Here is a 22,059-nt window from a genome sequence, read left to right as displayed (position 1 = left end):
GGGGTCAATGAGGTCAGATCCTGACCTATAAGGGCCGCCCCGGCGCGCACTATTCTCGATCCGTCGGAACGGAAGCACGTCCGGCACGAAGCAGGTCCGGCACGGGGGAGGGCGCGCGGCGATGGAGCCACTGGCACCGGGAGATCCACGGCACATCGGCGAGTACCGTCTGCTGGCCCGGCTCGGCGCGGGCGGCATGGGCCAGGTCTACCTCGCGCGCAACGACCGCGGCCGCACCGTCGCCGTCAAGCTCGTACGCCAGGAGCTCGCCGTACAGGAGGAGTTCCGCAGTCGCTTCCGCCAGGAAGTACGCGCGGCCCTGCGCGTCGGCGGCGAGTGGACCGCACCCGTGCTCGACGCCGACACCGAGGCCCCCGTCCCCTGGGTCGCCACCGGCTATATCGCGGGACCCGCGCTCCACAGCGTCGTCTCCGGCGACCACGGCCCGCTCCCGGAGCGCTCCGTCCGCATCCTCGCCACCGGCCTCGCGCACGCGCTCGAGAACATCCACGGCGCCGACCTCATCCACCGCGACCTCAAGCCGTCCAACATCCTGATCACGATCGACGGCCCCCGCGTCATCGACTTCGGCATAGCCCGCGCCCTGGAAACGGTCACCGACGGCGGTCTCACCCGCACCGGCGCGCTCGTCGGCTCGCCCGGCTTCATGGCTCCCGAGCAGGTACGCGGCGACCGTGTCACCACCGCCTGCGACATCTTCTGCCTCGGCTCCGTCCTCGCGTACGCGGCGACGGGCCGCCTCCCGTTCGGCTCGGCCGACAGCGGTGTGCATGCGCTGATGTTCCGTATCGCTCAGGAGGAACCGGACCTGGCCGGACTTCCGGAGGGCCTGCTCGAGCTCGTACGCGACTGCCTCAACAAGGACCCCGAGGCCCGCCCGACGCTCGCGCGGATCCTGGAGCGTACGACCTCCGACGCGGACGGCGAGCCCTGGCTGCCCGGCGCGCTGATCGCCCAACTCGGCCGCCATGCGGTGCAGTTGCTGGAAGTGGAGCAGCCGGCGGCCCCGGCCGCTCCCGCACCGGCCACGCCTCCGGCCCCGGCCCCGACCCCGGAACAGCCGCCGACGATGACCGCGGCCGCCCCGAAGCCCCCGATGCCGCGGCCCACGCCTCCGCCGACCCCACCCCCGGCGTACGGGTACGGCTACCCGTACAACGTCCCCGCCCAAGGTCCGTACGCCCCCGCCCCCGCCCCGTACGCACCCTCGCCCGCGCCCAGCAGGAAGGGCGGCACCATAGCCCTCGTCGCGGTGGCCCTCCTCGTCGCGGTCCTGGCGGGCGGCTCGGTGTACGCGTTCATGGGCGGCGACGGCAAGCACACCGGTGCCAGCCACTCCACGCCGCCGGCCTCGAAGTCCCCCTCGCCGCAGACCTCGCCGCCGACGGCCCCCGCCACCACACCCCCGACCAATCCCGGCACCGGGACCGGCGGCGTCCCACAGGAGTACGTCGGCACCTGGCAGGCCTCGTTCGACACCGCCGACGGCACCAACGTCCGCACCATGACGATCACCCAGGGCACGGCCGGCACCCAGGTCATGACCCTGACGGGCACCGGCCCGAACTACGACTGCCGCTGGTCGGCCACCCTCCGCGCCCCGGGCCCGCCCCTCGAACTCGGGCCGACCCAGGTCACGTTCGGCGACCCGAAGCAGTGCTCACCGGGCCAGTGGAGCCGCCTGAACATGCCCACCGACACGACGATCGTGCGCGAGCTGGTGGGCTCGGGCGGCGCGCCGCTCACGTACACGAAGACGAGCTGAGGCTCACACGCCGAGCCTGATCCGGTAGACACGCCGCCGCGACGGGTGCTCGCCGAGACACCAGAGGCTGGGCCGCGGACTCTCGTCGTAACTGAGGTCCTCGGGGCCTATGGCGAGTGTTCCGTACACAACCGACTTGCCGTCCCGGCCCGCATGGCGCCACAGTCTGCCCGGCTCGGCGGGTTTGCCGGCCGGGGTGTTGACGTTGGCGGCGTAGTACGCGTCCCCGCCCACACTGACCGCACCCTGCACCCTTGCGGTGTTGAGCGGCCAGTCGCCGTCGGACTGCCCGTCGGCTATATATCCGTTGTTGTCCAGCCCCCAGCGAACGGCGCGCCCCCTGCGGTCGTCCCTGAACTCGCTGACGACGAGGGAGTGCACGGAGCCCTGTGTCCGGTCCAGGGACACCTGCGAATGCCACGGCCTGCCATTCGTGTTCTCGTACAGGTGGTGCAGCGGAAGGATGTAGTCGTAGTCGTACGCCTTGGCCTTGTCCGCTCCCGTCACCTTGGCCATCTTGCTGATGTCGAAGACGCTCAGTCCGCCCCGCTTGAACTTGGTGTCGTCCCCGGGCCTGTTGGCGACATAGAGGAAGTTCCCGACCCAGGCGATTCCCCCGGCGTGGATCTTCACCGGTTCGAAGGTGGCCCGGCGCTTCGGCCTCTGGACGGGTTCCACCAGCAGCACATGCTGGTATTTCGGATTCTTGGGATCTCCCGTCACATCGACAAAGGTGACCCGGGCGCCTCTCGGCTCATAGGCGCCGTTGCCGTACCAGGTCACCGCCACGACCTTCCTGCCGCTGCTGGGCTCGACGCCGCCGTAGCCGTCGTAGCTGGTGGTGACTCCCTGCGGGTACCACTGCCTGGTTTTGCCGTCCAGTTTCCCGTGCGGGTCCTTGGTCTTGTCGTCCCAGGCGAAGCCGTACGCGAATCCGTCCGGCTTCCGGCCCACTTCATCCTCCTCCTCCCCGTCGTGCCAGTCCCCCGGATCGATCCCGCGGGGAGTGGCGGTGGCGAGCACCGTCGCCACATCGGCGGGGGACAGACGTCCCTGCAGTCCGTCGCAGGCGGCGGACCAGTTGAGATGCCCGGCGTACCTGCGAAGTCGCATCTTCAGTGCGAACCCGGCGGCCGCCGCCTGCGCCGTGGAGGGGACGAGAAGCCCGCCGGCCGTCGCCACGAGGGGGGCCGCGGCCATGCCGCGCAGAATGGTTCTCCGTGTGGTGTCCATGCGGCTGGACGCTAGACAGGGTGGCGACGGCCTGTCGCCGGCTGTCGCGTCCGGGACGTGTCCCGGACACGCCGGGGGTCAACTGAGCAGCGCGGACGCGGCGTTGGACAGCAGGAGAGGGTGTACGAACCGCCCTTCCCCGGTGGGCGGGAACCGCCATGAGAGCGGCCAGGTGCGGCCGCGGAGGGCGGGCACGGGAACATAACTCACGTGCGCCGGACCTGAGTTGAACCGGGTGACACCACGCGGCCAGGGCCGGTGGGATGTCGTCCCGGGCGGTACGAGGAAGTAGACCGACCGTCGCCCGTACGCCTCTATGACGACGGGGCCCGGGTCGCCCCCGGTCATCCTCTCCAGGAGGTCGGCGAGGCGGCGGCCGTCCTCGTCGTCGACGCGGACTGCGTCGAATTGCACGCCTGCCTTACGGAGCTGGAATCCGGAAGCCGGAATCCAATCGAGGTTTACTTGGCGACTTTGCGTATCCACAACGACAGTCTGAGTGACTTTGGCTAGCGTTTTCCAGGACCGCGAGGAGGGGGTCCGGCATACGTTGACCTGCGCGAACTTCCTTTGAGGCGGGTCGAATTCGGCGGGGACTGGTTGAGACCGGTTGAGTCCGGTTGAGTCGAAGCGGTGATCGCAAATGGCACGTTCGGAAAACAAGGAAACGGCGGGTCCGGCGACGCGTCTGGTGGCGAATGTCGCGCGCAATATGCGCGTCCAGAAAGGACTGACACAGGAGCAGCTGGGAGACGAGATGGGCTTCACGGGCGCGGCGGTGAGCGCGATGGAGACCTGCGCGCAGCCCGCGAGCGACCAGATGCTGGTGGAGCTGGAGAGGGTGCTCGGGGGCGGTACGGGGATCTTCGAGGAGGCGAGGACGTACGTACGGCTGGACAAGTACCCGGCGCAGTTCAAGAACTATGCGCTGCTGGAGCAGAAGGCGGTGGGGTTGTGTCTGTACGCGACGCTGGTCGTGCACGGGCTGTTCCAGACGGAGGAGTACGCGCGGGCGCTGATCGGCGGGGGTTATCCGCCGCTTTCCGGGGAGCGGGTGGAGGAGCTGGTCGAGGCGCGGATGGCTCGCAGGGCGCTGTTCGAGCGGGAGCCGGTGGCACTGATCGAGCTGATCCTTGAGGAGTCCGTACTGCGCAGGACGATTGGCGGCGAGCAGGTCATGCGGGGGCAGATGCGGCACCTGGCGGAGTACGCGAGGAGGCGCAATGTGACGCTCCAGGTGCTGCCGCTGGACTGTGGCTTAAGTGGCGAGCACGCAGGCGCACGCGGCGGAATGAACCTCGTGGAGACCCCGGAACACGACCACCTGGTGTACCTGGAGCCTCAGGACGAAAGCCTGCTGATCACCGACCCCGCAAAGGTGAGTACATACGCCCAGCGCTATGCGAAGATCCGAGCACAGGCCCTGGGTCCTCGTGAATCGCTGGGCCTCATCGAGCGGTTGGCAGGAGACCAGCAATGAGCAACACCCTGCGGTGGTTCAAGTCCAGCTACAGCAGCGACAGCGGCGGCGACTGCATCGAAGTGGCCTTCGACTGGCGCAAGTCCTCGTACAGCGACAGCGGCGGCGGCGAATGCGTCGAGGTCGCCGCCTGCCCCCACACCATCCACATCCGCGACTCCAAGGTCACCGACGGCCCCACCTTCGCCGTCGCCCCCACCACCTGGACGAACTTCCTCGACTGGGCGAGCTGAACCCGTACGGAGGAGAAGCCATGACGATGACGGGCACAGCGGTACCGGGTCCGGCGGGTCTGCCGCTACTGGGCTCGATGTTCGAGCTCAAGCGGGACTCGCTCGGCACCTTCCTCAACGCACAGCGCGAGTACGGAGACGTCGTCAGGATCACCGCGGGCCCGCCCGGGCTGCGGGCCGAGCTGTACGCAGTGTTCTCCGCGGAGGGCGCCCAGCAGGTGCTGGCGACGGAATCGGCCAACTTCCGCAAGGACAACGCCTTTTACCAGGAGGTCCGGGAGTCCTTCGGCAACGGCCTGCTGACCAGCCAGGACGACGACTACCTCCGGCAGCGGCGGCTTGTGCAGCCGCTGTTCACCCGCCGCCGGGTCGACGGCTACGCCGACGCCGTCACCGCCGAAACCTCTGCTCTGCTCTCCGCCTGGCGCACCGCCCCGGACGCCACGGTGGACGTCGTCGACGAGACGACCCGGCTCACCCTGCGGGCGGTCGCCCGCATCCTGTTCGGCACGGACGTCGAGGCGGCGGTCGACGTCGTGCAGCGCTGTTTCCCGATCATCGGGGAGTACACGCTCACCCGCGGCTACTCCCCCGCCAACTTCCCGCGCAGCTGGCCGACTCCCGCCAACCGGCGGGCCGCCACCGCGATGGAAGAACTGTTCGCGGTGTGCGACGGGATCATCGAGAAGCGGCGGGCGGAGGGGGATGCGGCCCAGGGTGAGGATCTGCTGACCCTGCTCTCCCAGGCCGAGAGCGCGGAGGACGGATCCCTCGACCCGTCCGAAATCCGCGACCAGGTGCTGGTGTTCCTGCTCGCGGGGCACGAGACGACGGCCACGTCGCTGGCGTTCGCGCTGCATCTGCTGGCCCGCCACCCCGAGCAGCAGGCACGGGCGCGGGACGAGGTCGTACGCGTACTGAACGGACGGACCCCAGGGGCCGCGGATCTCGACGCACTCCCGTATCTGACACAGGTGCTGAAGGAAGCGATGCGCCTCTATCCGGCGGGCCCGGTCATCGGCCGTCAGGCGGTCGCGGCGGCGGAGGTCGGCGGGCACACGATCCCGGCCGGCGCGGACGTGATCGTCGCGCCGTGGGTGACGCACCGGCATCCGGGGTACTGGGACGATCCGGAGCGCTTCGACCCGGAACGGTTCACGCCGGAGCGGGAGAAGGAGCGGCCGCGGTACGCGTGGTTCCCGTTCGGCGGCGGGCCGCGGGCGTGCATCGGTCAGCACTTCTCGATGCTGGAGTCGGTGCTGGCGCTGGCGATGATCCTGCGGGAGTACGAGCTGGAGGCGGTCGACGTCGAGGTTCCGGTGGACACCGGGATCACTCTGCGGGCCGCGGGCCCGGCGCGGTGCGCGCTGCGGCGGGTGGACGGGGCGCAGTGACCTGACGCGAAGGCGCGGGGCCCGGACGGTTCCGGGCCCCGCGCCGCGTACTACTCGACGATCCGGATCGTCCGGATGCCCGTGCCGCGGTACCGCGACGGCGCGCGAGTCAGCACCGGGCGACCGCGCGGCCACTCGACAGACGGCCGGGCCAGATGCAGCGCGTGCGCACCGCTCCAGTCGCTCTCCGCCTTCTCCGGGTCGTCGTCGTCCACGTCGGAGCGCAGTTGCTTGCCGACCGCCATGACTCCCGCGAAGTCGAGCGCCGTGATGTCCACGGACGGCAGCGCGCCGATGTGCTCGGCCACGCCCGCGCGTTCCGCCTCTGCGGCAGTCAGGCACAGGGCCGGGATGTAGACGCGCTGCGCCGGGTTCTTCTCGGCCTCGGTGACGAGGCGCGAGGCCATGCTGTTGCCTGCGCCGAGCGCCAGGGCAGCGGTGTCGTCGAAGACGACGGCACGCGGCAGGGGGTACTCCTTGCGGGCCGTCACTGGACCTCCCCGATCCGTCCGGCCTCGAGGTCTGCCCAGAGCTGCTCGCCGGCCCGCTCGTCCTCCTCGGTGTACGGCCTGCCGAGGAAGTGCTCCTCGACGTACGCCTTGGTCTCCTCGTACTGCTTCTGGAGCTCTTCCTTGGTGGGCGTGGCACCCGCGAGCTGCGCGACGAGGTCGCGCATGGTCATCCCGCGCTCGCGAGCCAGCTCCAACAGGCGGTCCCTGACCGCGGGGTCGACCTTGATGGTGGTGTCAGCCATGATCACAGTATACCGCCGGTATACCGTTTCAGGGCGCTCTAATGCGATGGTCACGGCGCTCCACTTCGCTTGAAGTCGTATTGACTGCCGGGTGACCGTACCGCCACGCACAGCGATCGACGCAAGTGCCAACTGACTATGCCAAACCCGTAGTTCGAATTACTCAAAGCCCGAAATCAGGTCGACATTTGCCAAAAATGGGGTCGAATCGACGGACGGCAGACAGCCGCCACCTCCCTGAAGAGTTCACCCCCCAGGGTGACTCGGGGGCGAACATCCGGCATCGGGGACCGTAAGCCGCCCACCCGCTCCCCCGCACGCCTCTTACGTTTACCGCCCGCCAGGCAGCGCAGGGAGTCCGAGGAGAACCCGTGGAGTGGCTCACCCCCGAGAACGTCATCGCCGTCCTCACCGCCCTCCTCGGTGTGCTGGTCTCAGGCGCCGTGCTCTGGTACGAGCGGCGGGTGCCGCGGCGCAAGCGCATCGGATATCGCGTGCAGTTGGACACCCCGATCGGCAGCGACGCACCGGGCGGCGGCCGTGGGAACGTACGCCTGGGGCTGTTCAATGAGACGCCCGACATGTCCGACGCGACGCTCGTGCTGCTCCGTATCGAGAACGACGGTGCGCAGTCCATCGCGGGCGACGACTACACCGGGCGCGGAGTCCACGGCCTCACCGCGGAGTTCACCGGCCGGACCGTGCGCGCCATCGCGGTCACCCAGCCCGCGGACGCCGACCATCTGATGGAGCACTTCACCGCCGCGGCCGGGCTGCGGCACAGCGACGGCATCATCCATCTGCCGCGCGTACCGCTCAACCGGGGTGTGCACTTCAAGCTGCTCGTTCTGCTGACGGGCGGGGGCGTCGGGAGCCCGGTCACGGTCACGGGCGGCATCCGGGACGGCGAGGTGCGGCCCAACCGCAGTACGACACCGGACGACACGCCCCCGGTCTTCAGCCGGGCCGCCCGCACGATCACCGTCGTTCTCACCGCGTGCGTCATCGCGCTCGCCTCGATCATCGTCGTACGGGAGGACGCGCCGCCGCCCATGGGCTGTCAGCGGGGCACTCTGACCCTCACCGGATCGACGGCTTTCGCGCCCGTCGTGCGGGAGCTGGCGGCGAAGTACGAGAAGGACTGCGAGGGCTCGACCGTCGTCGTCGACGCGCACGGAAGCACCGCCGGGATACGGGAGTTGGCGGACAAGGGTGCGAAGGAGGAGAAGGCGCCGGCGCTCGTCGCGCTCTCCGACGGGCCCAAGCCCGGCGGCTATCCGCAGCTGCGCGAGGTCCGCGTCGCCATCTCCCTGTTCACCCTCGTCGTCAACGACAAGGTGCCCGTGCGCAATCTCTCGCTGGCCGACGTCCGCCGGATCTACCAGGGCCAGGTCACCAACTGGAAGCAGCTGAACGGCCCCGATCTGCCCGTCCTCCTGGTCAGCAGGGACGCCAACTCCGGTACCCGTGAGGTCTTCCAGCGCCAGGTGCTGCACCGCAACGAGCCCGCGAACTCCTCGCGCGACTGTGCCAACCGGGACGACTCCCAGGCCCCCGTCGTACGCTGCGAACTCGACAGCACGGAGCAGGTGCTGGCCACGGTGGCGCGGCTGCCCGGAGCCATCGGGTACAGCGAGCTGCGTGGCGGGAGCGGGCTGAAGGGCGCGCACCGGCTGAGCATCGACCGGCAGGCACCGAACGTCGACGAGATCGGCAAGAGCAACTACACGTATCCGTATCTGGAGATCGAGTACGCGTACACCTATGGGCAGCCGCCCGCCGACTCGCTGGCCTCCAGCTTCCTCGGCTATCTGACCCGCGGCAGCGGGCAGGACGTCATCCGCACGCATGGCCATCTGCCGTGCGGGACGCCGAAGGGACTGCGGATCTGCGGCGAGAACTGAGCGGACACCGCCCGGCCCTCGCCGCCTCAGGTCCCCCCTTGCTGCGGATCTAGCCGATGAGGACGTACTTGTCGACGATGGTGGTGCCGCTCGGGCACTTGGCGTACGAGCCCCGCCTGTCACCGAGCCACGGCGAGTTGCCGGCCGCCGCCTTGCCCCTGGTGCACGCAAGGACCAACTGATACCGGGTGGGCCCGTTCCCGTCGCAGAACACCCGCGCCGACGTACTGCTGTTGGACATCCAGTAGCCGCCCGGGCACGGAGCCGCCGCGCTCGACGCCGTCCGTACACCCTCGGGGGCCGCCTGTGCCGTCGCCGGCACCGCCACCATCGCACTGCCCACCACGCCGATCACCGCGGCTGCCCGGACCATACCCTTGATCATTTTCTGTCCCTCCGTTGTGGTGACTGAACACCTTCATCGTGCTGACGGGGCATTGCGCAGTTCGGGAGCGATCCTTGAACGATGTCTTGGATATTCCTTGAATCCACGCCTTGCGCTGCGAAGACTGGATCCCCCGACAGCTGAGGGGGAGCGCGATGACGGCTGCGGAATTCTGCGTACTCGGCGAGGTCCGGGCCCGGGTGCGGGGCCAGGACGTGGACCTCGGTCATGCCCGGCAGCGCCATGTGCTGGCTGTGCTGCTCGTGGAGGCCAACCGGCCGGTTCCCGTGGACCAGTTGGTCGACCGCGTCTGGGGCGAGAGAGCTCCGCGCAGCGCCGTGAACACGCTCTACAGCTATCTGTCCCGGCTGCGACGGGCGCTGCCGACTCCCGAGTTACGGGTGGTGCGCCGCCCCGGGGGATACATCGCGGAGACGGACGCCGACGCCGTCGATCTGCACCGGTTCCGCGGCCTCGTCGACCGGGCCCGCGGGGCGGCGGACGGGGAGGCGGCCGAACTGCTGCAGGAGGCACTGCGGCTGTGGTCCGGCGAGGCGTTTCCCGCGGCGGACACACCGTGGTTCACCCATGTCCGGGAAGTCCTGGCCTCCGAGCGCCAGGCCGCCGAGCTGGACCTCAACGACGTACTCCTGCGGCAGGGGCGGGAGGCGGAGGTACTGCCGCGGCTGATCGCCGGAGCGTCCGCGCAGCCCTTCGACGAGCGGCTGGCCGGGCAGCTGATGCTGGCGCTGCACCGGCAGGGCCGAACAGTTCAGGCCCTTGAGCACTACCAGGTGCTGCGGCGGAACCTCGACGAGGAACTCGGACTCACCCCCGGCGCCGCGCTCCAGCGGCTGCACAAGCAGGTCCTCGCGGCCGGACCGGCCGGGCCGCCGACCGCCTCCCCGGCCGCTTCTTCGACCTCCTCCCCGGCCGCCGATCCCGCCGAGCCGCAGCCCACCGAGCCGCCCTCCGCCGCACGATCCGTAGCAGCCGCCGGCCCACGTCAACTGCCTCTGGCTCCTATCGGCTTCATCGGCCGGCACCGGGAAATGGAGGAGCTGGCCGGCATCCTCGTCCCACATCAGCCGGAGCCCGAGTCGGAGCGGGAGTCGCAGTCGCAGTCGGGCAGCATCGTGGTCATATCGGCGGCCGGCGGCGTCGGTAAGAGCTGGCTGGCCCTCCGCTGGGCCCACGAGCACACGGACCGCTTCCCCGACGGACAGCTCTATGTGGATCTCCGGGGCTTCGACCCCACCGGGGAGCCGCTGTCACCGGTCATGGCGCTGCGCGGATTCCTCGACGCGCTCGGGGTGTCCCCCGACGCCGTACCCGAGGACCTCCAGGCGCAGGGCGGCCTCTATCGCAGCCTGCTCGCCGACAAGCAGGTCCTGATCGTGCTGGACGACGCCCATGACGCCCGGCAAGTCATCCCTCTCCTGCCCGGCAGTCGCACCTGCACCGTGCTGATCACCAGCCGCAATCGGCTCACTTCCCTGGTCGTCACCCATGGCGCCCTGACCGTCTCGCCCAGCGTCTTCCACGCATCGCCGGCGCGGGAGCTGCTCGCCCAGCGCCTCGGCTCCCCTCGGCTCGACGCCGAGCCCCGGGCCGTAGCGGCCGTCGTGGAGTACTGCGCGGGCCTTCCGCTCGCGCTGAGTCTGGTGGCCGCCCGTGCCGCGTCGCACCCGGAGTTCCCGCTCGCCGCCCTGGCCGAGGAGCTCACAGACGCATCGAGCCGCCTCGACGCGCTGGACACCGGCGGTCTGACAGTGAGTCTGCGGGCGGTGTTCGCCATGTCCCACAAAGCCCTCAGCAGCCCGGCAGGCCGGCTCTTCGATCTGCTGGGTCTTGTGACGAGCGCGGACATCGGTCTGGACGCGGCCGCGAGTCTCGGCGGCATCACCCGCAGCCGCGCCAGGATGCTGCTGGCGGAGCTGGAGGCGGCGAATCTCATCCAGCAGCACCGGCCCGGCCGTTACCGGATGCACGACCTCGCCCAGCTGTACGCCGGCGAACTGGCCGCCCAGGACCGCGCGCAGGACAACACCGAGGCCCGGTCGAGGTTGGTCGACTTCTATCTCCACACCGCGTTCGCGGCCAATCTGCTTCTCGACGGCGCCCACACGCCCTTCCGGCCCGATCCGGAGCCGCCGGCCCAGGGGTGCGGCCCCCGTACGCCCTCGGACACCTCCGACGCACTGCGGTGGTTCACCGAGGAGCACGACTGCCTGCTCGCGGCTCAGGAAGCAGCCCTCGCCGCGGGCCGGCCCGCCCAGGCCGTGCAGCTCGCCTGGACCCTGATCTCGTACCAGCTGGGCTCACACCATCTGCAGGAGTACTCCCGCGTCTGGCGCACAGCTCTGGCTGCGGCCGAGCAGCAGCAAGAGACCGTCGTCCCGCGCGTGCTCGCGCACTGGCGGCTGGGGCACTTCCATGGGCTGAGCGGGCGGCACTCCGAAGCCCTCGACCATCTGCACCGTGCCCTGCAGCTGTCGGAGGAGTCCGGGCACACGGCGGCTCAGGCGCATATCTGCCGCACTCTCGGCAGGCTCTGGGAGATGCACGGCGATGACCGGCAGGCCCTCTCGTACGCCACCCGGGCGCTGCGCCTGTACCAGGCGCTGGACAACCCGATCTGGCAGGCCAACCAGTTCAACGCGGTCGGCTGGATGCACGCCCAGCTCGGTTCGTACGAGGAGGCGCGGACCCTCTGTGAGCGGGCGTGCGACCTCTTCCTGAAGCACGGGCGGCCCGGCGACGAGGCGTCGACCCTCGACAGCCTCGGATACATCGCCCACCACACCGGCGACCACGCCGCGGCCCTGGACTTCTACCGGCAGGCGCTGGCGCAGTTCCGGGCGCTCGGCGATGGCTACGACGAGGCCGACACTCTGGCCAGGATCGCCGAGACGCACAGCGCCCTCAACCGGCCGGACGAGGCCCGCACGGCCTGGGCGCAGGCCCTCGGCCTCTATCGCGAACAGGGGCGGGAGTCCGAGAGCGGCCGGGCCACGGAGGCGCTCGGAACACCGACGCCTCCGCGGCCCGCAGGTCCTGCGAGTCCCACGAGTCCTACAGGAACGAGTTGATCTCGATCGTCTCGGTGCGGCCGGGGCCGACACCGATCGCCGAGATCGGCGCGCCCGACATCTCCTCCAGCGCCTTCACATACGCCTGCGCGTTCTTCGGCAGGTCGGCGAAGGTCTTCGCCTTGGTGATGTCCTCGGACCAGCCCGGCAGCATCTCGTAGATCGGCTTCGCGTGGTGGAAGTCGGTCTGGGAGTACGGGAGTTCCTCGACGCGCCTGCCGTCGATCTCGTACGCCACACACACCGGGATCTGCTCCCAGCCGGTCAGCACGTCCAGCTTGGTGAGGAAGAAGTCGGTCAGGCCGTTGACCCGGGTCGCGTACCGCGCGATGACCGCGTCGAACCAGCCGCAGCGGCGGTCGCGGCCGGTGGTCACGCCACGCTCGCCGCCGATGCGGCGCAGCGCCTCACCGTCCTCGTCGAGGAGCTCCGTCGGGAACGGGCCCGCGCCGACGCGGGTCGTGTACGCCTTGAGGATGCCGATGACCCGGCTGATCTTCGTCGGGCCCACGCCCGCGCCCGTGCAGGCGCCGCCCGCGGTCGGGTTCGAGGAGGTGACGAAGGGGTACGTGCCGTGGTCGACGTCGAGGAGCGTGCCCTGGCCGCCCTCGAAGAGGACGACCTTGCCCTCGTCGATGGCGTTGTTCAGGATCAGCGTGGTGTCGGCGACGTACGGCTTGAGCTGCTCAGCGAACTGGAGCATCTCCTCGACGATCTTGTCGGCCTCGATCGCGCGCCGGTTGTACACCTTGGCGAGGAGCTGGTTCTTGGACTCCAGCGCCGCCTCGACCTTCTGCTCCAGGATCGACTCGTCGTAGAGGTCCTGGACGCGGATACCGACGCGGTTGATCTTGTCCGCGTACGTCGGGCCGATGCCGCGGCCGGTCGTGCCGATCTTCCGCTTCCCGAGGAACCGTTCCGTCACCTTGTCGACGGTGACGTTGTACGGAGTGATCAGGTGGGCGTTTCCGCTGATCAGCAGCTTGGACGTGTCGACGCCGCGGTCGTTCAGCCCGCTCAGCTCGGAGAGCAGTACCGCCGGGTCCACAACGACGCCGTTGCCGATTACCGGAGTACATCCGGGCGAGAGGATTCCGGAAGGGAGGAGATGCAGCGCATACTTCTGGTCACCCACGACAACCGTGTGGCCGGCGTTGTTGCCGCCCTGGTAACGCACTACATAATCCACGGATCCACCGAGCAGGTCGGTGGCCTTTCCCTTGCCCTCGTCACCCCACTGAGCACCGAGCAGCACAAGTGCGGGCACAGGCGTACACCCCTTCCGGGCGGGGCAAGACCAAGGTCAGGGGGCCTGAGCCGTGCCTGAGTCTTCGGACCGGTTGCCCCGGAATAGACGAAGCCCCTGGCGCAATAGCGCAAGGGGCTCTTGCACAAAGATGCTACCCGAGGAAGGACCGAGGTGTCGGCTCACGACCAGCTGCTGGTGGTCATCGACCCGGTCGCCCGCCGAAGTGACGGCGAGTCCGTGCGGATCGCGAAAGATGTGCTGTGTGGCGGCGCGGAGGCGAAGATCTGCCTTCCCGAGAGCCCGGAGGAGTTTGCGCGGGCACTGGCACGCAGGGGCCCGCGGCGGCCGGTGGTGGTCGGTGACGACCGTGCGCTGCTGCGGGCGGTGGCCCTGCTGCACCGGGACCGCTGGCTGGGCGACGGGGCGCTGGCGCTGGTCCCGGTGGGCACATCCGTAGAGCTCGCGCACGCGCTGGGCGTGCCGAGGGGTGCGGTGGCGGCGGCTCGGGCGGTGCTGGACGGGACCGTACAGCGTCTTGATCTGCTGGTGGACGAGAGCGACGGCGTGGTGCTGGGGGATCTGTCGATCCCGGCGGCGCGGGCGGCGACGGGCGCGGCGGCGAACGGGGCGTCGGTGTGGGGCACCTGCCGCTCGCTGGTCCGCACCCTGGTCCGCCCGGCGCCGCCGGTGCCCGCGATGCGTACGCACCGGCTGCGGGTGGAGGCGGACGGAGTGCTGCTGACGGATCTCGACCGGCTGGTGGAGGACGTGACGGTGCGTGCGGGCGGCGGGCGGGCGGAGGTGGTCGTCCGGCACGGCGCGGACGCGGAGCCGGTCACGGCGCGGGCGCTGACGGTGACCGTGTCCGGGGCGGACTTCCGCTACCGGGCGGACGCGCTGATCACTGGCCCGGTCCGGACGCGGACGTGGACGCTGCGGCCGGGGGCGTGGGGGTTGACGCTGCCGTCGGCGGCGGTGGCGACGGGCGGGTAGTGGCCGGGAGGGCCCGGAGCAGCCGGTTCGTCCGAAAGCGCCGGACAGGCTCGGCTCCAAGCCCGTCCGGCAGTGTCGAGCCCGTCCGGCAGTGTGAGGGCAGCCCTCAGGCCATGCCCCGCGCCTCGCGATAGGCGCGCCAGCGGTCCATCAGGCCCGTCATCTCACCCTGCAGGAACTCGAAGAACTCCGCCGTCTCCGCCACCCGCCTGCCCGCCGCCGTCTCCGGGCCCAGCGTCTCCGCGCCGTCGCGCAGTGCCTTCTCCCAGCGGGACAGCAGCTGGTCGCGACGGGTGAAGGTCTCGTACCAGAGCTCGTTGTGCAGGACGTACCGGTCCCGGCGCGAGCCCGGGTCCCGCTCGCGGCTGACCATGTTGACCTGGTTGAGGTACCTGATCGCGCCCGAGACCGCGGCCGGGCTGATCCGGAGCTGCTCCGCCAGCTCCGCGGAGGTCATGCTGCCCTTCTCCGAGGACAGCAGCGCCGCGAAGACCCGCGAGGCCATCCGCTGCATACCGGCTTCGGTCAGCTCCGCCGCGAAACGCTCCACAAAACGCGAGACACCCTCGTCCCCGGCTCGCCCCGTCACGCTGTTCTCGCCGCTCATGGCCTCATCGTCTTCCCTCGTCCCCTCACCCATCCTGCGCCCCAACTTTATACGCTTCCTTAACTTCACAAGTTCGTGAAACTACCGTACGTTCAGAACCATGACGAAGGCACTCACCGTCGCCGGACTGCACAAGTCGTTCGGCCGGACGCACGCACTGGACGGCCTCGACCTCGCCGTCGAGACCGGTGAGGTCCACGGCTTCCTCGGCCCCAACGGCGCCGGGAAGTCCACCACCATCCGGGTCCTCCTCGGGCTGCTGCGCGCCGACTCCGGCGCGGCCCAGCTGCTGGGCAGGGATCCATGGCACGACGCGGTCGAGCTGCACCGCCACGTCGCCTACGTACCGGGTGATGTGACCCTGTGGCGGATACGTACCGGGTGATGTGACCCTGTGGCGGAACCTCTCCGGCGGCGAGGTCATCGACCTCTACGGCCGGCTGCGCGGGGGCCTCGACAAGGCGCGACGCGCGGACCTCATCGAGCGGTTCGAGCTCGACCCCACCAAGAAGGGGCGTACGTACTCCAAGGGCAACCGCCAGAAGGTCGCCCTGGTCGCCGCCTTCGCGTCCGACGTGGATCTGCTGATCCTCGACGAGCCGACCTCCGGGCTCGACCCGCTGATGGAAGAGGTCTTCCAGAGCTGCGTCGAGGACGAGCGGGACCGCGGCCGGACCATCCTGCTCTCCTCGCACATCCTCAGCGAGGTGGAGACCCTCTGCGACCGGGTCAGCATCATCCGCAAGGGCCGGACCGTCGAGACCGGTTCGCTCGCGGAGCTTCGGCATCTGACGCGTACGAGCGTGACGGCGGAGCTCGCCGGGGCGCCGAACGGTCTTGCCAAGCTGCCCGGCGTGCACGATCTCGACGTACAGGGCAGCCGCGTCAAGCTCCAGGTCGACACCGACAAACTGGACGCGGTGCTGCGCTCGCTCACCGAGTCCGGGATCCGCTCGCTGATCAGCACCCCGCCCACGCTCGAAGAGCTCTTCCTCCGCCACTACGCACCCGAAGCGGCGATGTCGCGATGACCGCCGTGACCCATGCGAGCGGGTTCGCCCCGCGCACCGGCGGAACGCGTCAACTCGCTGGTACGGGAGTGCTGTTGAGGCTGGCCCTGCGCCGGGACCGGCTGATGATGCCGGTCTGGGTCCTGGTGCTCGGGGCCGTCGTCACCAGTGGCTCCGGCTCGCTGGAGAAGCTGTACGACACCGCCGCCAAGCGCGCCGACCTGGCCGAGTCCCTGTCCACCAACGGCTCGTTGCGCGCGATGTACGGACCGGTCTTCAGCGACTCCCTCGGCGGCCTGGTCGCCTGGCGCTTCGCCGGCTTCGTGGCCGTACTGGCGGCCGTGATGAGCCTGATCATCGTCGTCCGGCACACCAGGGAAGAGGAGGAGACGGGCCGTCAGGAACTTCTGTCCTCCGCGATGGTGGGCCGCCGGGCTCCGCTGACCTCGGCGCTGCTGACGGCGTTCGTCGCCAATGCGGTGCTGGCCCTGATCATCGCCGCCGGACTCACGGGACCGACCGGCTCCGGCGCCGGCGCGCTCGGGGTCGGGCTCACGATCGGCGCGATCGGCATGCTCTTCGCGGGCATGGCGGCGATCATGGCGCAGCTCACCGAGAGCGCGCGGCTCGCCAAGGGCCTCGCGGCCGCGGTGCTCGGCATCGCGTTCGTACTGCGGGCGGCGGGCGACGCCTCGACGGACGACGGCTCCTCCGTACTGACCTGGATCTCGCCGCTCGGCTGGGCGGAGAACGTACGGCCGTACGCGAACGAGCGCTGGTGGGTCCTGCTGCTCCTCACGGTCGCGGTCGTCGCACAGGGTGCGGTCGCCTATGTGCTGGCCGGACGGCGCGATGTCGGCATGAGCTTCCTGCCGACCCGCCCCGGGCCCGCGGAAGGCAGGATCGCCACCGCGGCCGGGCTCGCCTGGCGGCTTCAGCGCGGCAGCGTTCTCGGCTGGGTCGTCGGCTTCTTCCTCGCCGGGATCGTCTTCGGCGGGATGGCGAAGGGCGCGACGGACCTGGTCGGCGACAACGAGGCTGCCCGGGAGATCTTCGAGCGGATGGGCGGGCAGGCCGGGATGACCGAGGCCTTCCTGGCGGCGATGATCGGCATGTTCGGCATGGTCGCCGCGCTGTACACGGTCGCGTCCGTGCTGCGGCTGCACGGCGAGGAGACCTCACAGCGCGCCGAACCGATCCTGGCGAACGCGGTCGGCCGGCTCGCCTGGGCGGCGGGCCACCTCGTCATCGCCTTCGGCGGCGCGGTCGTGATCATGGCTATGGCCGGCCTGGGGCTGGCGATCGGCCACGGCGAGGAGTTCGGCCCGATCATGGGCGCGGTCCTGGTCGAACTGCCGGCGGTCTGGCTGCTGGGCGGGCTCGCGGTGGGGCTGTACGGGCTCTTCCCGAAGGCGGCCGTGGCGTCCTGGGCGGTGGTCGGGATCTGCCTGACCCTGGGCTGGATCGGCCCGGCGCTGAACCTGCCCGAGTCGGTGATGAACCTGTCGCCGTTCAGCCACCTGCCGAAGCTGCCGGGCCCGGAGATGACCTGGACGCCGGCGCTGCTGCTGACCGCGGTGGCGGCGGCACTGGTGGCGGCGGGACTCGGCGGTCTGCGCAGAAGGGACATGCAGACCTGACCCTGCATCAGAGTTCGACGAGGAGCTCCTTGACGCCGCGGATGACATAGCCCGGCTTCCACTCCGGCTCGGCGGCGAGCCGCATCGTCGGAGCCTTGCGGAGCAACTCACCGAAGGACGCGGCCAGTTCGATACGGGCGAGCGGCGCGCCGAGGCAGTAGTGGATGCCGCCGCCGAAGCTGACATGAGGGTTGTCGGCGCGGGCGAGGTCGAGGGTGTCCGGGTGGCCGAACCTCTCCGGATCGCGGTTGGCCGAGCCGAAGAGCAGGGCGAGTTCGGAGCCGCGCGGGACGACCGTCCCGTCGATCTCGATGTCGTCGAGGACCCACCGCTCGAACAGCTGGAGCGGAGTGTCGTAGCGCATCAGCTCCTCCACAGCTGTGGACAGGAGTGCGTGGTCGGCACGGAGAGCGGCGAGCTGCCCGGGGTGGCGGAAGAGCGTCCACCAGCCGTTGGCGGTGGTGTTGACCGTCGCCTCGTGACCCGCGTTCAGCAGCAGCACACAGGTGGAGATCATCTCCTGCTCGCTGAGCCGGTCGCCCTCCTCGTACGCGGCGATGAGCGCGGAGATCAGGTCGGCGCCGGGCGAGCTGCGCCGCTCGTTGATCAACTCCCGTAGATACGCGCTGAATTCGAGCGAGGCCGCCACGGCGCGGCGGGCGGTCTCCCCGGCCGGATTCAGCTCGTACATCCCGCAGATGGCGGCCGACCAGGGCCGCAGCAGCGCGCGGTCGGCGGCCGGAATGCCGAGCATCTCCGCGATGACGGCGACGGGCAGCGGCTCGGCGACCTCGGCCAGCAGATCACCTCCTCCGGCGTTGGTGATCCCCGCGACGAGCTCGGCCGCGAGCCTGCGCACGGTGGGCACGAGCGCCTCGACGGTGCGCGGTGTGAAGGCCTTGGAGACCAGCCGCCGGATCCGGGTGTGGTCGGGCGCCTCGAGATCGAGCATCCCGCTGTCGTTGAGCGTGTGGAACGGCTCATGCGCGGCCGGAGGTGCCGTACGGCCGAACTCCTCGTGCGTGAAGCGGTGCAGATAGGTCCGCCCGAGCCGCCGGTCGCGCAGCAACGCGGAGACGTCGGCATGGTGCGGGACGAGCCACTGGCGGGTGGGCTCGTAGTAGTGCACCCGGCCGCGGGAGCGGAGCTCGGCGTAGGCGGGGTAGGGGTCGGCGACGAATGCGGGTGACCAGGGGTCGAAGGCGGCCATGCACCGACGCTACCGGTCGCCTCCCGTACCCGGGGCTCCGCCCAGGACCCCGCGCCTCAATCGCCGGCGAGGCTCCTGTTGGGGCTCCGCCCCAAGCCCCGCTCCTCAAACGCCGGAGGGGCTCGGATACCCGGGAAACCCGGCCCGTCCGGCGATGCTTGATCAGCTCGGGGTCACCAGGCGTGCCTCGTAGGCGAACACCGCCGCCTGCGTACGGTCCCGCAGCCCCAGCTTCACCAGCACCCGGCTCACATGCGTTTTGATCGTGGACTCCGCCACCACCAGATGCGAGGCGATCTCCGCGTTCGACAGACCCTGCGCGATCAGCACCAGGACCTCCGTCTCGCGCTCCGTCAGATCGCCGACCTGCGCCAGCGCCGGCGGCCGCGGGTTCTGCGAGAGCTTCGAGAACTCCGTGATCAGGCGGCGCGTCACCGTCGGGGCCAGCAGGGCCTCGCCGGCCGCCACCACCCGTACGCCGTCGGCCAGTTGGCGGGCCGACGCGTCCTTCAGCAGGAAGCCGGAAGCCCCCGCGCGCAGCGCCTGGTACACGTACTCGTCAAGGTCGAAGGTCGTCAGCACCAGCACCTTGGACTCGCTGTGCGCCGCGACGATCTCGCGGGTCGCCTCGATACCGTTCAGCTCCGGCATACGGATGTCCATCAGCACGACGTCGGGCGCGAGCTCGGCGACCTTGGTGACCGCCTCGCGGCCGTTCACCGCCTCGCCGATGACCTCGATGTCGGACATCGCGTTCAGCAGGACCGAGAAACCCTCACGGACCATCATCTGGTCGTCGACGATAAGGACGCGGATCGTCATGAGGTCTCCTCGGATGCGGACTCGGTCACGGCGACGGGAATGAAGGCGGTCACCTCGTAGCCGCCCTCCTCCGTGGGCTCCGCGGTCATCTCGCCGTTCAGCATCGTCACACGCTCCCGCATGCCCGTGATGCCGTGGCCGGCCCCCGGCGAGGGCTTGACCAGGCTCTGCGCGGCGGTGTTGACGATCCGCAGGCCCAGGCCACCGAGTACGTAGGAGATCTCGACCTTTGCCGTCGACCCGGGCGCATGGCGCAGCGCGTTGCTGAGCGCCTCCTGGATGATCCGGTAGGCCGACAACTCGACGCCCTGCGGCAGATCGCGGACCGCGCCCGTAACCGTCTTCTCCACGTCCAGGCCCGCCTCGCGGACATTGGAGAGCAGGTTCTCGATATCGGCGAGCACCGGCTGCGGCGCGTCGGGGGCCTGGTAGTCCTCCGCCCGTACGACACCGAGGACGCGACGCAGTTCGGTCAGCGCGGCCACCGCGTTCTCGCGGATCGTGGCGAAGGCCTTCTCCAGCTCGGGCGGCGGGTTCTCCACCCGGTACGGCGCGGCCTCCGCCTGGATCGCGACCACCGACATATGGTGCGCGACGACATCGTGCAGCTCGCGGGCGATGGTGGTGCGTTCCTCCAGCAGCGTGCGCTTGTCGCGCTCGACGGCCGTCACCGTCTGCTGCGCCGCGACCTCCTGCTTCGCCTCGCGGCGGACGTGCAGCACGGTCACCACCAGCAGTACGAGCGCGGCGACGAAGAGCAACTGGGGAGTGTCGGAGACGCCGTACCCGCGGTTGGGAGCGACCTCGGCGAAGATGCCGTATACGGCCGTCAGCGCCCACATCCAGCCGGCGGTCCGCGGGCGCGTCCGCATCGCGACCACCGTCATCACCGTCAGATACGAGAGGAAGGCGCTGGGCGGCCACGGATAGCCGTCCCAGTCGTTGGCGAAGACGGCGACCAAGGGGGTGCTGAGCAGCGACATCCACCAGGCGCCGACCGGCCTGAGCAGCGTCATCACCACCGCGGCGGCCGGGATGCACCCGGTCAGTACGAATTCCAGCCCGGCACCCCGGCTGTCGCCGGAGACGCCCGCCATGAGCACCACGAAGAACGCGAAGCACAGCACCGTGGCGTGTGGGGTCCACCTCGCGCCGTCGCGTATCCGGCCCGGGAGCCGGCGGGTGAGCGGGCCGTCCGTGCGCATCGGCGGCAGCGGTCGGTAGGCGAAGGCGTCATGGAACAGGTCCTGGCGGAGGCCGCTCAGCGCGCCCATGGCCAGGCGGTACTCGGGGCTGCGGGTCTTCTCGGTCACGTACAGAACGGTAAGCGGAAGGACGGACGCGGTCGTCAGCATCGCTACGGATCCTGCCGCGTCCGTCCTGAGTACTACCTGCTCACCGCGTGTGACGAGGACCGGAAGATGTCCGCGTGATCGGCCGCCCACTCGGCGAAGCTCCGCGCCGGGCGGCCCGTGACCTTCTGCACGGTGTCGACGACGGTACGGCCCACGGCCGGGGTGTTCCCGAACGCCTCCAGCAGGAAGCCGATCACCTCCTGCGAGTGGCCCGCCGCCCGCCACTGCGCGACCGCCTCCTCCTCGGTCAGCTCCACGAGCGCGATCCCACGGCCCCGGGCCGCCGCCAGCGCGTCCACCTTGTCCTTGAGGGTGAGCACCTCCGGGCCTGTGACCACATACGCCCGGCCGCGGTGGCCGGTCTCGGTGAGAGCGACCGCCGCGACGGCGCCGATGTCGCCCTCGTGGACCATGGCGCTGAGCCGGCCGGCGAACGGCTCGCGCACTTCGTCGCCTGTCCTGATCCCGTCCGCCCACTCCAGGACGTTGGACATGAACTCGACCGGCATGATCACGGCCCAGTCCAGGTCACTGGCGCGTACCGCGTCCTCAAGCAGCGAGGGTCCACCGCCGTGCAGCACGGTGACCCGGCGCACGCCGGCCTCGCGGGCCAGCTCGAGAATCCGAGGGCCGGTCTCCAGCGGCGCGAAGTACGCCCCGCCGAAGGTGATCAGATGCAGACCCGTGACGCCCTCGAGGGCGGCGGCGAGCGAGTCGGGGTCGGTGAGATCGCCCTGGACGACCTCGACGCCCGCCGGGAAATCCGCCTTCGCGGGGTCGCGGGTGAGGGCGCGCACCGTGTGGCCGCGGTCAAGAAGTTCGGCGACGACCTGGCGGCCGACGGTTCCGGTGGCACCGGTCACGAGGATGTTCTCGGGATTCGTCATGAGAACAACGTAGAAAGGCTTGCGG

At 70.1% G+C, this 22,059-nt stretch carries 19 protein-coding genes and 1 pseudogene; 9 read left to right on the top strand and 11 right to left on the bottom strand.

What is annotated here, in order from left to right:
* Positions 1 to 121 precede the first annotated feature (121 nt).
* A complete protein-coding gene (locus ACFYXH_RS30200; RefSeq protein WP_389569469.1) occupies positions 122 to 1,786 on the top strand; it encodes a serine/threonine-protein kinase in 1,665 nt (554 codons plus the stop codon).
* 3 nt (positions 1,787 to 1,789) lie between these two features.
* Here ACFYXH_RS30200 and ACFYXH_RS30195 read toward each other — a convergent pair whose 3' ends face one another.
* Both ACFYXH_RS30195 and ACFYXH_RS30190 read right to left on the bottom strand, forming a co-directional pair.
* On the bottom strand, positions 1,790 to 3,019 hold the full coding sequence (locus ACFYXH_RS30195) for a hypothetical protein (RefSeq protein WP_389569466.1): 1,230 nt from the start codon (positions 3,017 to 3,019) through the stop codon (positions 1,790 to 1,792).
* A gap of 78 nt (positions 3,020 to 3,097) precedes the next feature.
* Positions 3,098 to 3,505, bottom strand: a complete 408-nt coding sequence (locus ACFYXH_RS30190) for a hypothetical protein (protein WP_385301785.1) — start codon at positions 3,503 to 3,505, stop codon at positions 3,098 to 3,100.
* A gap of 157 nt (positions 3,506 to 3,662) precedes the next feature.
* Between ACFYXH_RS30190 and ACFYXH_RS30185 the strand changes: the two genes are divergently transcribed.
* Genes ACFYXH_RS30185 through ACFYXH_RS30175 form a run of 3 tightly spaced genes read left to right on the top strand, consistent with a single transcriptional unit; the run spans position 3,663 to position 6,126 of the window.
* Entirely contained in the window at positions 3,663 to 4,499 is an 837-nt protein-coding gene (locus ACFYXH_RS30185) for a Scr1 family TA system antitoxin-like transcriptional regulator (RefSeq protein WP_389569463.1), read from the top strand.
* Positions 4,496 to 4,732 (top strand): DUF397 domain-containing protein, encoded by a 237-nt coding sequence (locus ACFYXH_RS30180; protein WP_389569461.1) that lies wholly within the window; start codon positions 4,496 to 4,498, stop codon positions 4,730 to 4,732. Before ACFYXH_RS30185 ends, ACFYXH_RS30180 begins: the two co-directional genes overlap by 4 nt.
* Positions 4,733 to 4,758: 26 nt before the next feature.
* Positions 4,759 to 6,126: a cytochrome P450 gene (locus ACFYXH_RS30175; RefSeq protein ID WP_389570017.1), complete on the top strand. Its 1,368-nt coding sequence runs from the start codon at positions 4,759 to 4,761 to the stop codon at positions 6,124 to 6,126.
* Between the two features lie 50 nt (positions 6,127 to 6,176).
* Here ACFYXH_RS30175 and ACFYXH_RS30170 read toward each other — a convergent pair whose 3' ends face one another.
* On the bottom strand, positions 6,177 to 6,617 hold the full coding sequence (locus ACFYXH_RS30170) for a hypothetical protein (protein ID WP_389569458.1): 441 nt from the start codon (positions 6,615 to 6,617) through the stop codon (positions 6,177 to 6,179).
* Entirely contained in the window at positions 6,614 to 6,880 is a 267-nt protein-coding gene (locus tag ACFYXH_RS30165; protein ID WP_360884392.1) for a hypothetical protein, read from the bottom strand. Before ACFYXH_RS30165 ends, ACFYXH_RS30170 begins: the two co-directional genes overlap by 4 nt.
* Positions 6,881 to 7,251: 371 nt before the next feature.
* On the opposite strand from ACFYXH_RS30165, the gene ACFYXH_RS30160 reads away from it, so the two are divergent.
* A complete protein-coding gene (locus ACFYXH_RS30160; RefSeq protein ID WP_389569454.1) occupies positions 7,252 to 8,784 on the top strand; it encodes a substrate-binding domain-containing protein in 1,533 nt (510 codons plus the stop codon).
* A 49-nt stretch (positions 8,785 to 8,833) separates the two neighbouring features.
* Here the strand turns inward: ACFYXH_RS30160 and ACFYXH_RS30155 are convergent, their stop codons facing one another.
* Positions 8,834 to 9,169 (bottom strand): hypothetical protein, encoded by a 336-nt coding sequence (locus tag ACFYXH_RS30155; protein ID WP_389569451.1) that lies wholly within the window; start codon positions 9,167 to 9,169, stop codon positions 8,834 to 8,836.
* Positions 9,170 to 9,324: 155 nt separating this feature from the next.
* Here ACFYXH_RS30155 and ACFYXH_RS30150 point away from each other — a divergent pair, with 155 nt between their 5' ends.
* Complete coding sequence (locus ACFYXH_RS30150) at positions 9,325 to 12,261, top strand: BTAD domain-containing putative transcriptional regulator (protein WP_389569448.1); 2,937 nt, start codon at positions 9,325 to 9,327, stop codon at positions 12,259 to 12,261.
* On the opposite strand, the gene ACFYXH_RS30145 is transcribed toward ACFYXH_RS30150, so the two are convergent.
* Entirely contained in the window at positions 12,245 to 13,528 is a 1,284-nt protein-coding gene (locus ACFYXH_RS30145; protein WP_327325054.1) for an adenylosuccinate synthase, read from the bottom strand. The two genes, ACFYXH_RS30150 and ACFYXH_RS30145, sit on opposite strands and share 17 nt — an antisense overlap.
* Positions 13,529 to 13,681: 153 nt before the next feature.
* Between ACFYXH_RS30145 and ACFYXH_RS30140 the strand changes: the two genes are divergently transcribed.
* On the top strand, positions 13,682 to 14,503 hold the full coding sequence (locus tag ACFYXH_RS30140; RefSeq protein ID WP_389569445.1) for a diacylglycerol kinase: 822 nt from the start codon (positions 13,682 to 13,684) through the stop codon (positions 14,501 to 14,503).
* 106 nt (positions 14,504 to 14,609) lie between these two features.
* On the opposite strand, the gene ACFYXH_RS30135 is transcribed toward ACFYXH_RS30140, so the two are convergent.
* Positions 14,610 to 15,110 carry a GbsR/MarR family transcriptional regulator gene (locus tag ACFYXH_RS30135; RefSeq protein ID WP_389569442.1) on the bottom strand — a complete coding sequence of 167 codons (501 nt, stop codon included), beginning with the start codon at positions 15,108 to 15,110 and terminating at the stop codon, positions 14,610 to 14,612.
* 100 nt (positions 15,111 to 15,210) lie between these two features.
* Between ACFYXH_RS30135 and ACFYXH_RS30130 the strand changes: the two are divergent.
* Positions 15,211 to 16,141, top strand: a pseudogene (locus tag ACFYXH_RS30130) (ATP-binding cassette domain-containing protein).
* Positions 16,138 to 17,760, top strand: a complete 1,623-nt coding sequence (locus ACFYXH_RS30125) for an ABC transporter permease (RefSeq protein ID WP_389569439.1) — start codon at positions 16,138 to 16,140, stop codon at positions 17,758 to 17,760. Before ACFYXH_RS30130 ends, ACFYXH_RS30125 begins: the two are co-directional and overlap by 4 nt.
* 7 nt (positions 17,761 to 17,767) lie before the next feature.
* Here the strand turns inward: ACFYXH_RS30125 and ACFYXH_RS30120 are convergent, their stop codons facing one another.
* The 4 genes from ACFYXH_RS30120 to ACFYXH_RS30105 form a co-directional block, all read right to left on the bottom strand.
* Positions 17,768 to 18,970, bottom strand: coding sequence for a cytochrome P450 (locus ACFYXH_RS30120; RefSeq protein ID WP_389569437.1), 1,203 nt, complete (start codon positions 18,968 to 18,970; stop codon positions 17,768 to 17,770).
* Positions 18,971 to 19,132: 162 nt separating this feature from the next.
* Positions 19,133 to 19,792: a response regulator gene (locus ACFYXH_RS30115; protein WP_389569434.1), complete on the bottom strand. Its 660-nt coding sequence runs from the start codon at positions 19,790 to 19,792 to the stop codon at positions 19,133 to 19,135.
* On the bottom strand, positions 19,789 to 21,147 hold the full coding sequence (locus ACFYXH_RS30110; protein WP_389569431.1) for a sensor histidine kinase: 1,359 nt from the start codon (positions 21,145 to 21,147) through the stop codon (positions 19,789 to 19,791). The genes ACFYXH_RS30115 and ACFYXH_RS30110 overlap by 4 nt, the downstream gene beginning before the upstream one ends.
* A gap of 32 nt (positions 21,148 to 21,179) precedes the next feature.
* Positions 21,180 to 22,034 (bottom strand): NAD(P)H-binding protein, encoded by an 855-nt coding sequence (locus tag ACFYXH_RS30105; RefSeq protein ID WP_389569428.1) that lies wholly within the window; start codon positions 22,032 to 22,034, stop codon positions 21,180 to 21,182.
* Between the last annotated feature and the right edge of the window lie 25 nt (positions 22,035 to 22,059).

The organism is Streptomyces sp. NPDC002730 (assembly GCF_042888805.1).
In the GTDB taxonomy this organism is placed as follows: Bacteria; Actinomycetota; Actinomycetes; order Streptomycetales; family Streptomycetaceae; genus Streptomyces.
The sequence above is the reverse complement of the archived record's forward strand: the minus strand, read 5'-3'. Positions and strand labels throughout refer to the sequence as shown.

Excerpts from the sequence above, each read along its gene's own strand:
- ACFYXH_RS30115 (WP_389569434.1), bottom strand. The coding sequence starts at position 19,792 with ATGACGATCCGCGTCCTTATCGTCGACGACCAGATGATGGTCCGTGAG.
- ACFYXH_RS30155 (WP_389569451.1), bottom strand. The coding sequence starts at position 9,169 with ATGATCAAGGGTATGGTCCGGGCAGCCGCGGTGATCGGCGTGGTGGGC.
- ACFYXH_RS30150 (WP_389569448.1), top strand. The coding sequence starts at position 9,325 with ATGACGGCTGCGGAATTCTGCGTACTCGGCGAGGTCCGGGCCCGGGTG.
- ACFYXH_RS30105 (WP_389569428.1), bottom strand. The coding sequence starts at position 22,034 with ATGACGAATCCCGAGAACATCCTCGTGACCGGTGCCACCGGAACCGTC.
- ACFYXH_RS30195 (WP_389569466.1), bottom strand. The coding sequence starts at position 3,019 with ATGGACACCACACGGAGAACCATTCTGCGCGGCATGGCCGCGGCCCCC.
- ACFYXH_RS30120 (WP_389569437.1), bottom strand. The coding sequence starts at position 18,970 with ATGGCCGCCTTCGACCCCTGGTCACCCGCATTCGTCGCCGACCCCTAC.
- ACFYXH_RS30110 (WP_389569431.1), bottom strand. The coding sequence starts at position 21,147 with ATGCTGACGACCGCGTCCGTCCTTCCGCTTACCGTTCTGTACGTGACC.
- ACFYXH_RS30175 (WP_389570017.1), top strand. The coding sequence starts at position 4,759 with ATGACGGGCACAGCGGTACCGGGTCCGGCGGGTCTGCCGCTACTGGGC.
- ACFYXH_RS30200 (WP_389569469.1), top strand. The coding sequence starts at position 122 with ATGGAGCCACTGGCACCGGGAGATCCACGGCACATCGGCGAGTACCGT.
- ACFYXH_RS30165 (WP_360884392.1), bottom strand. The coding sequence starts at position 6,880 with ATGGCTGACACCACCATCAAGGTCGACCCCGCGGTCAGGGACCGCCTG.
- ACFYXH_RS30125 (WP_389569439.1), top strand. The coding sequence starts at position 16,138 with ATGACCGCCGTGACCCATGCGAGCGGGTTCGCCCCGCGCACCGGCGGA.
- ACFYXH_RS30135 (WP_389569442.1), bottom strand. The coding sequence starts at position 15,110 with ATGAGCGGCGAGAACAGCGTGACGGGGCGAGCCGGGGACGAGGGTGTC.
- ACFYXH_RS30185 (WP_389569463.1), top strand. The coding sequence starts at position 3,663 with ATGGCACGTTCGGAAAACAAGGAAACGGCGGGTCCGGCGACGCGTCTG.
- ACFYXH_RS30180 (WP_389569461.1), top strand. The coding sequence starts at position 4,496 with ATGAGCAACACCCTGCGGTGGTTCAAGTCCAGCTACAGCAGCGACAGC.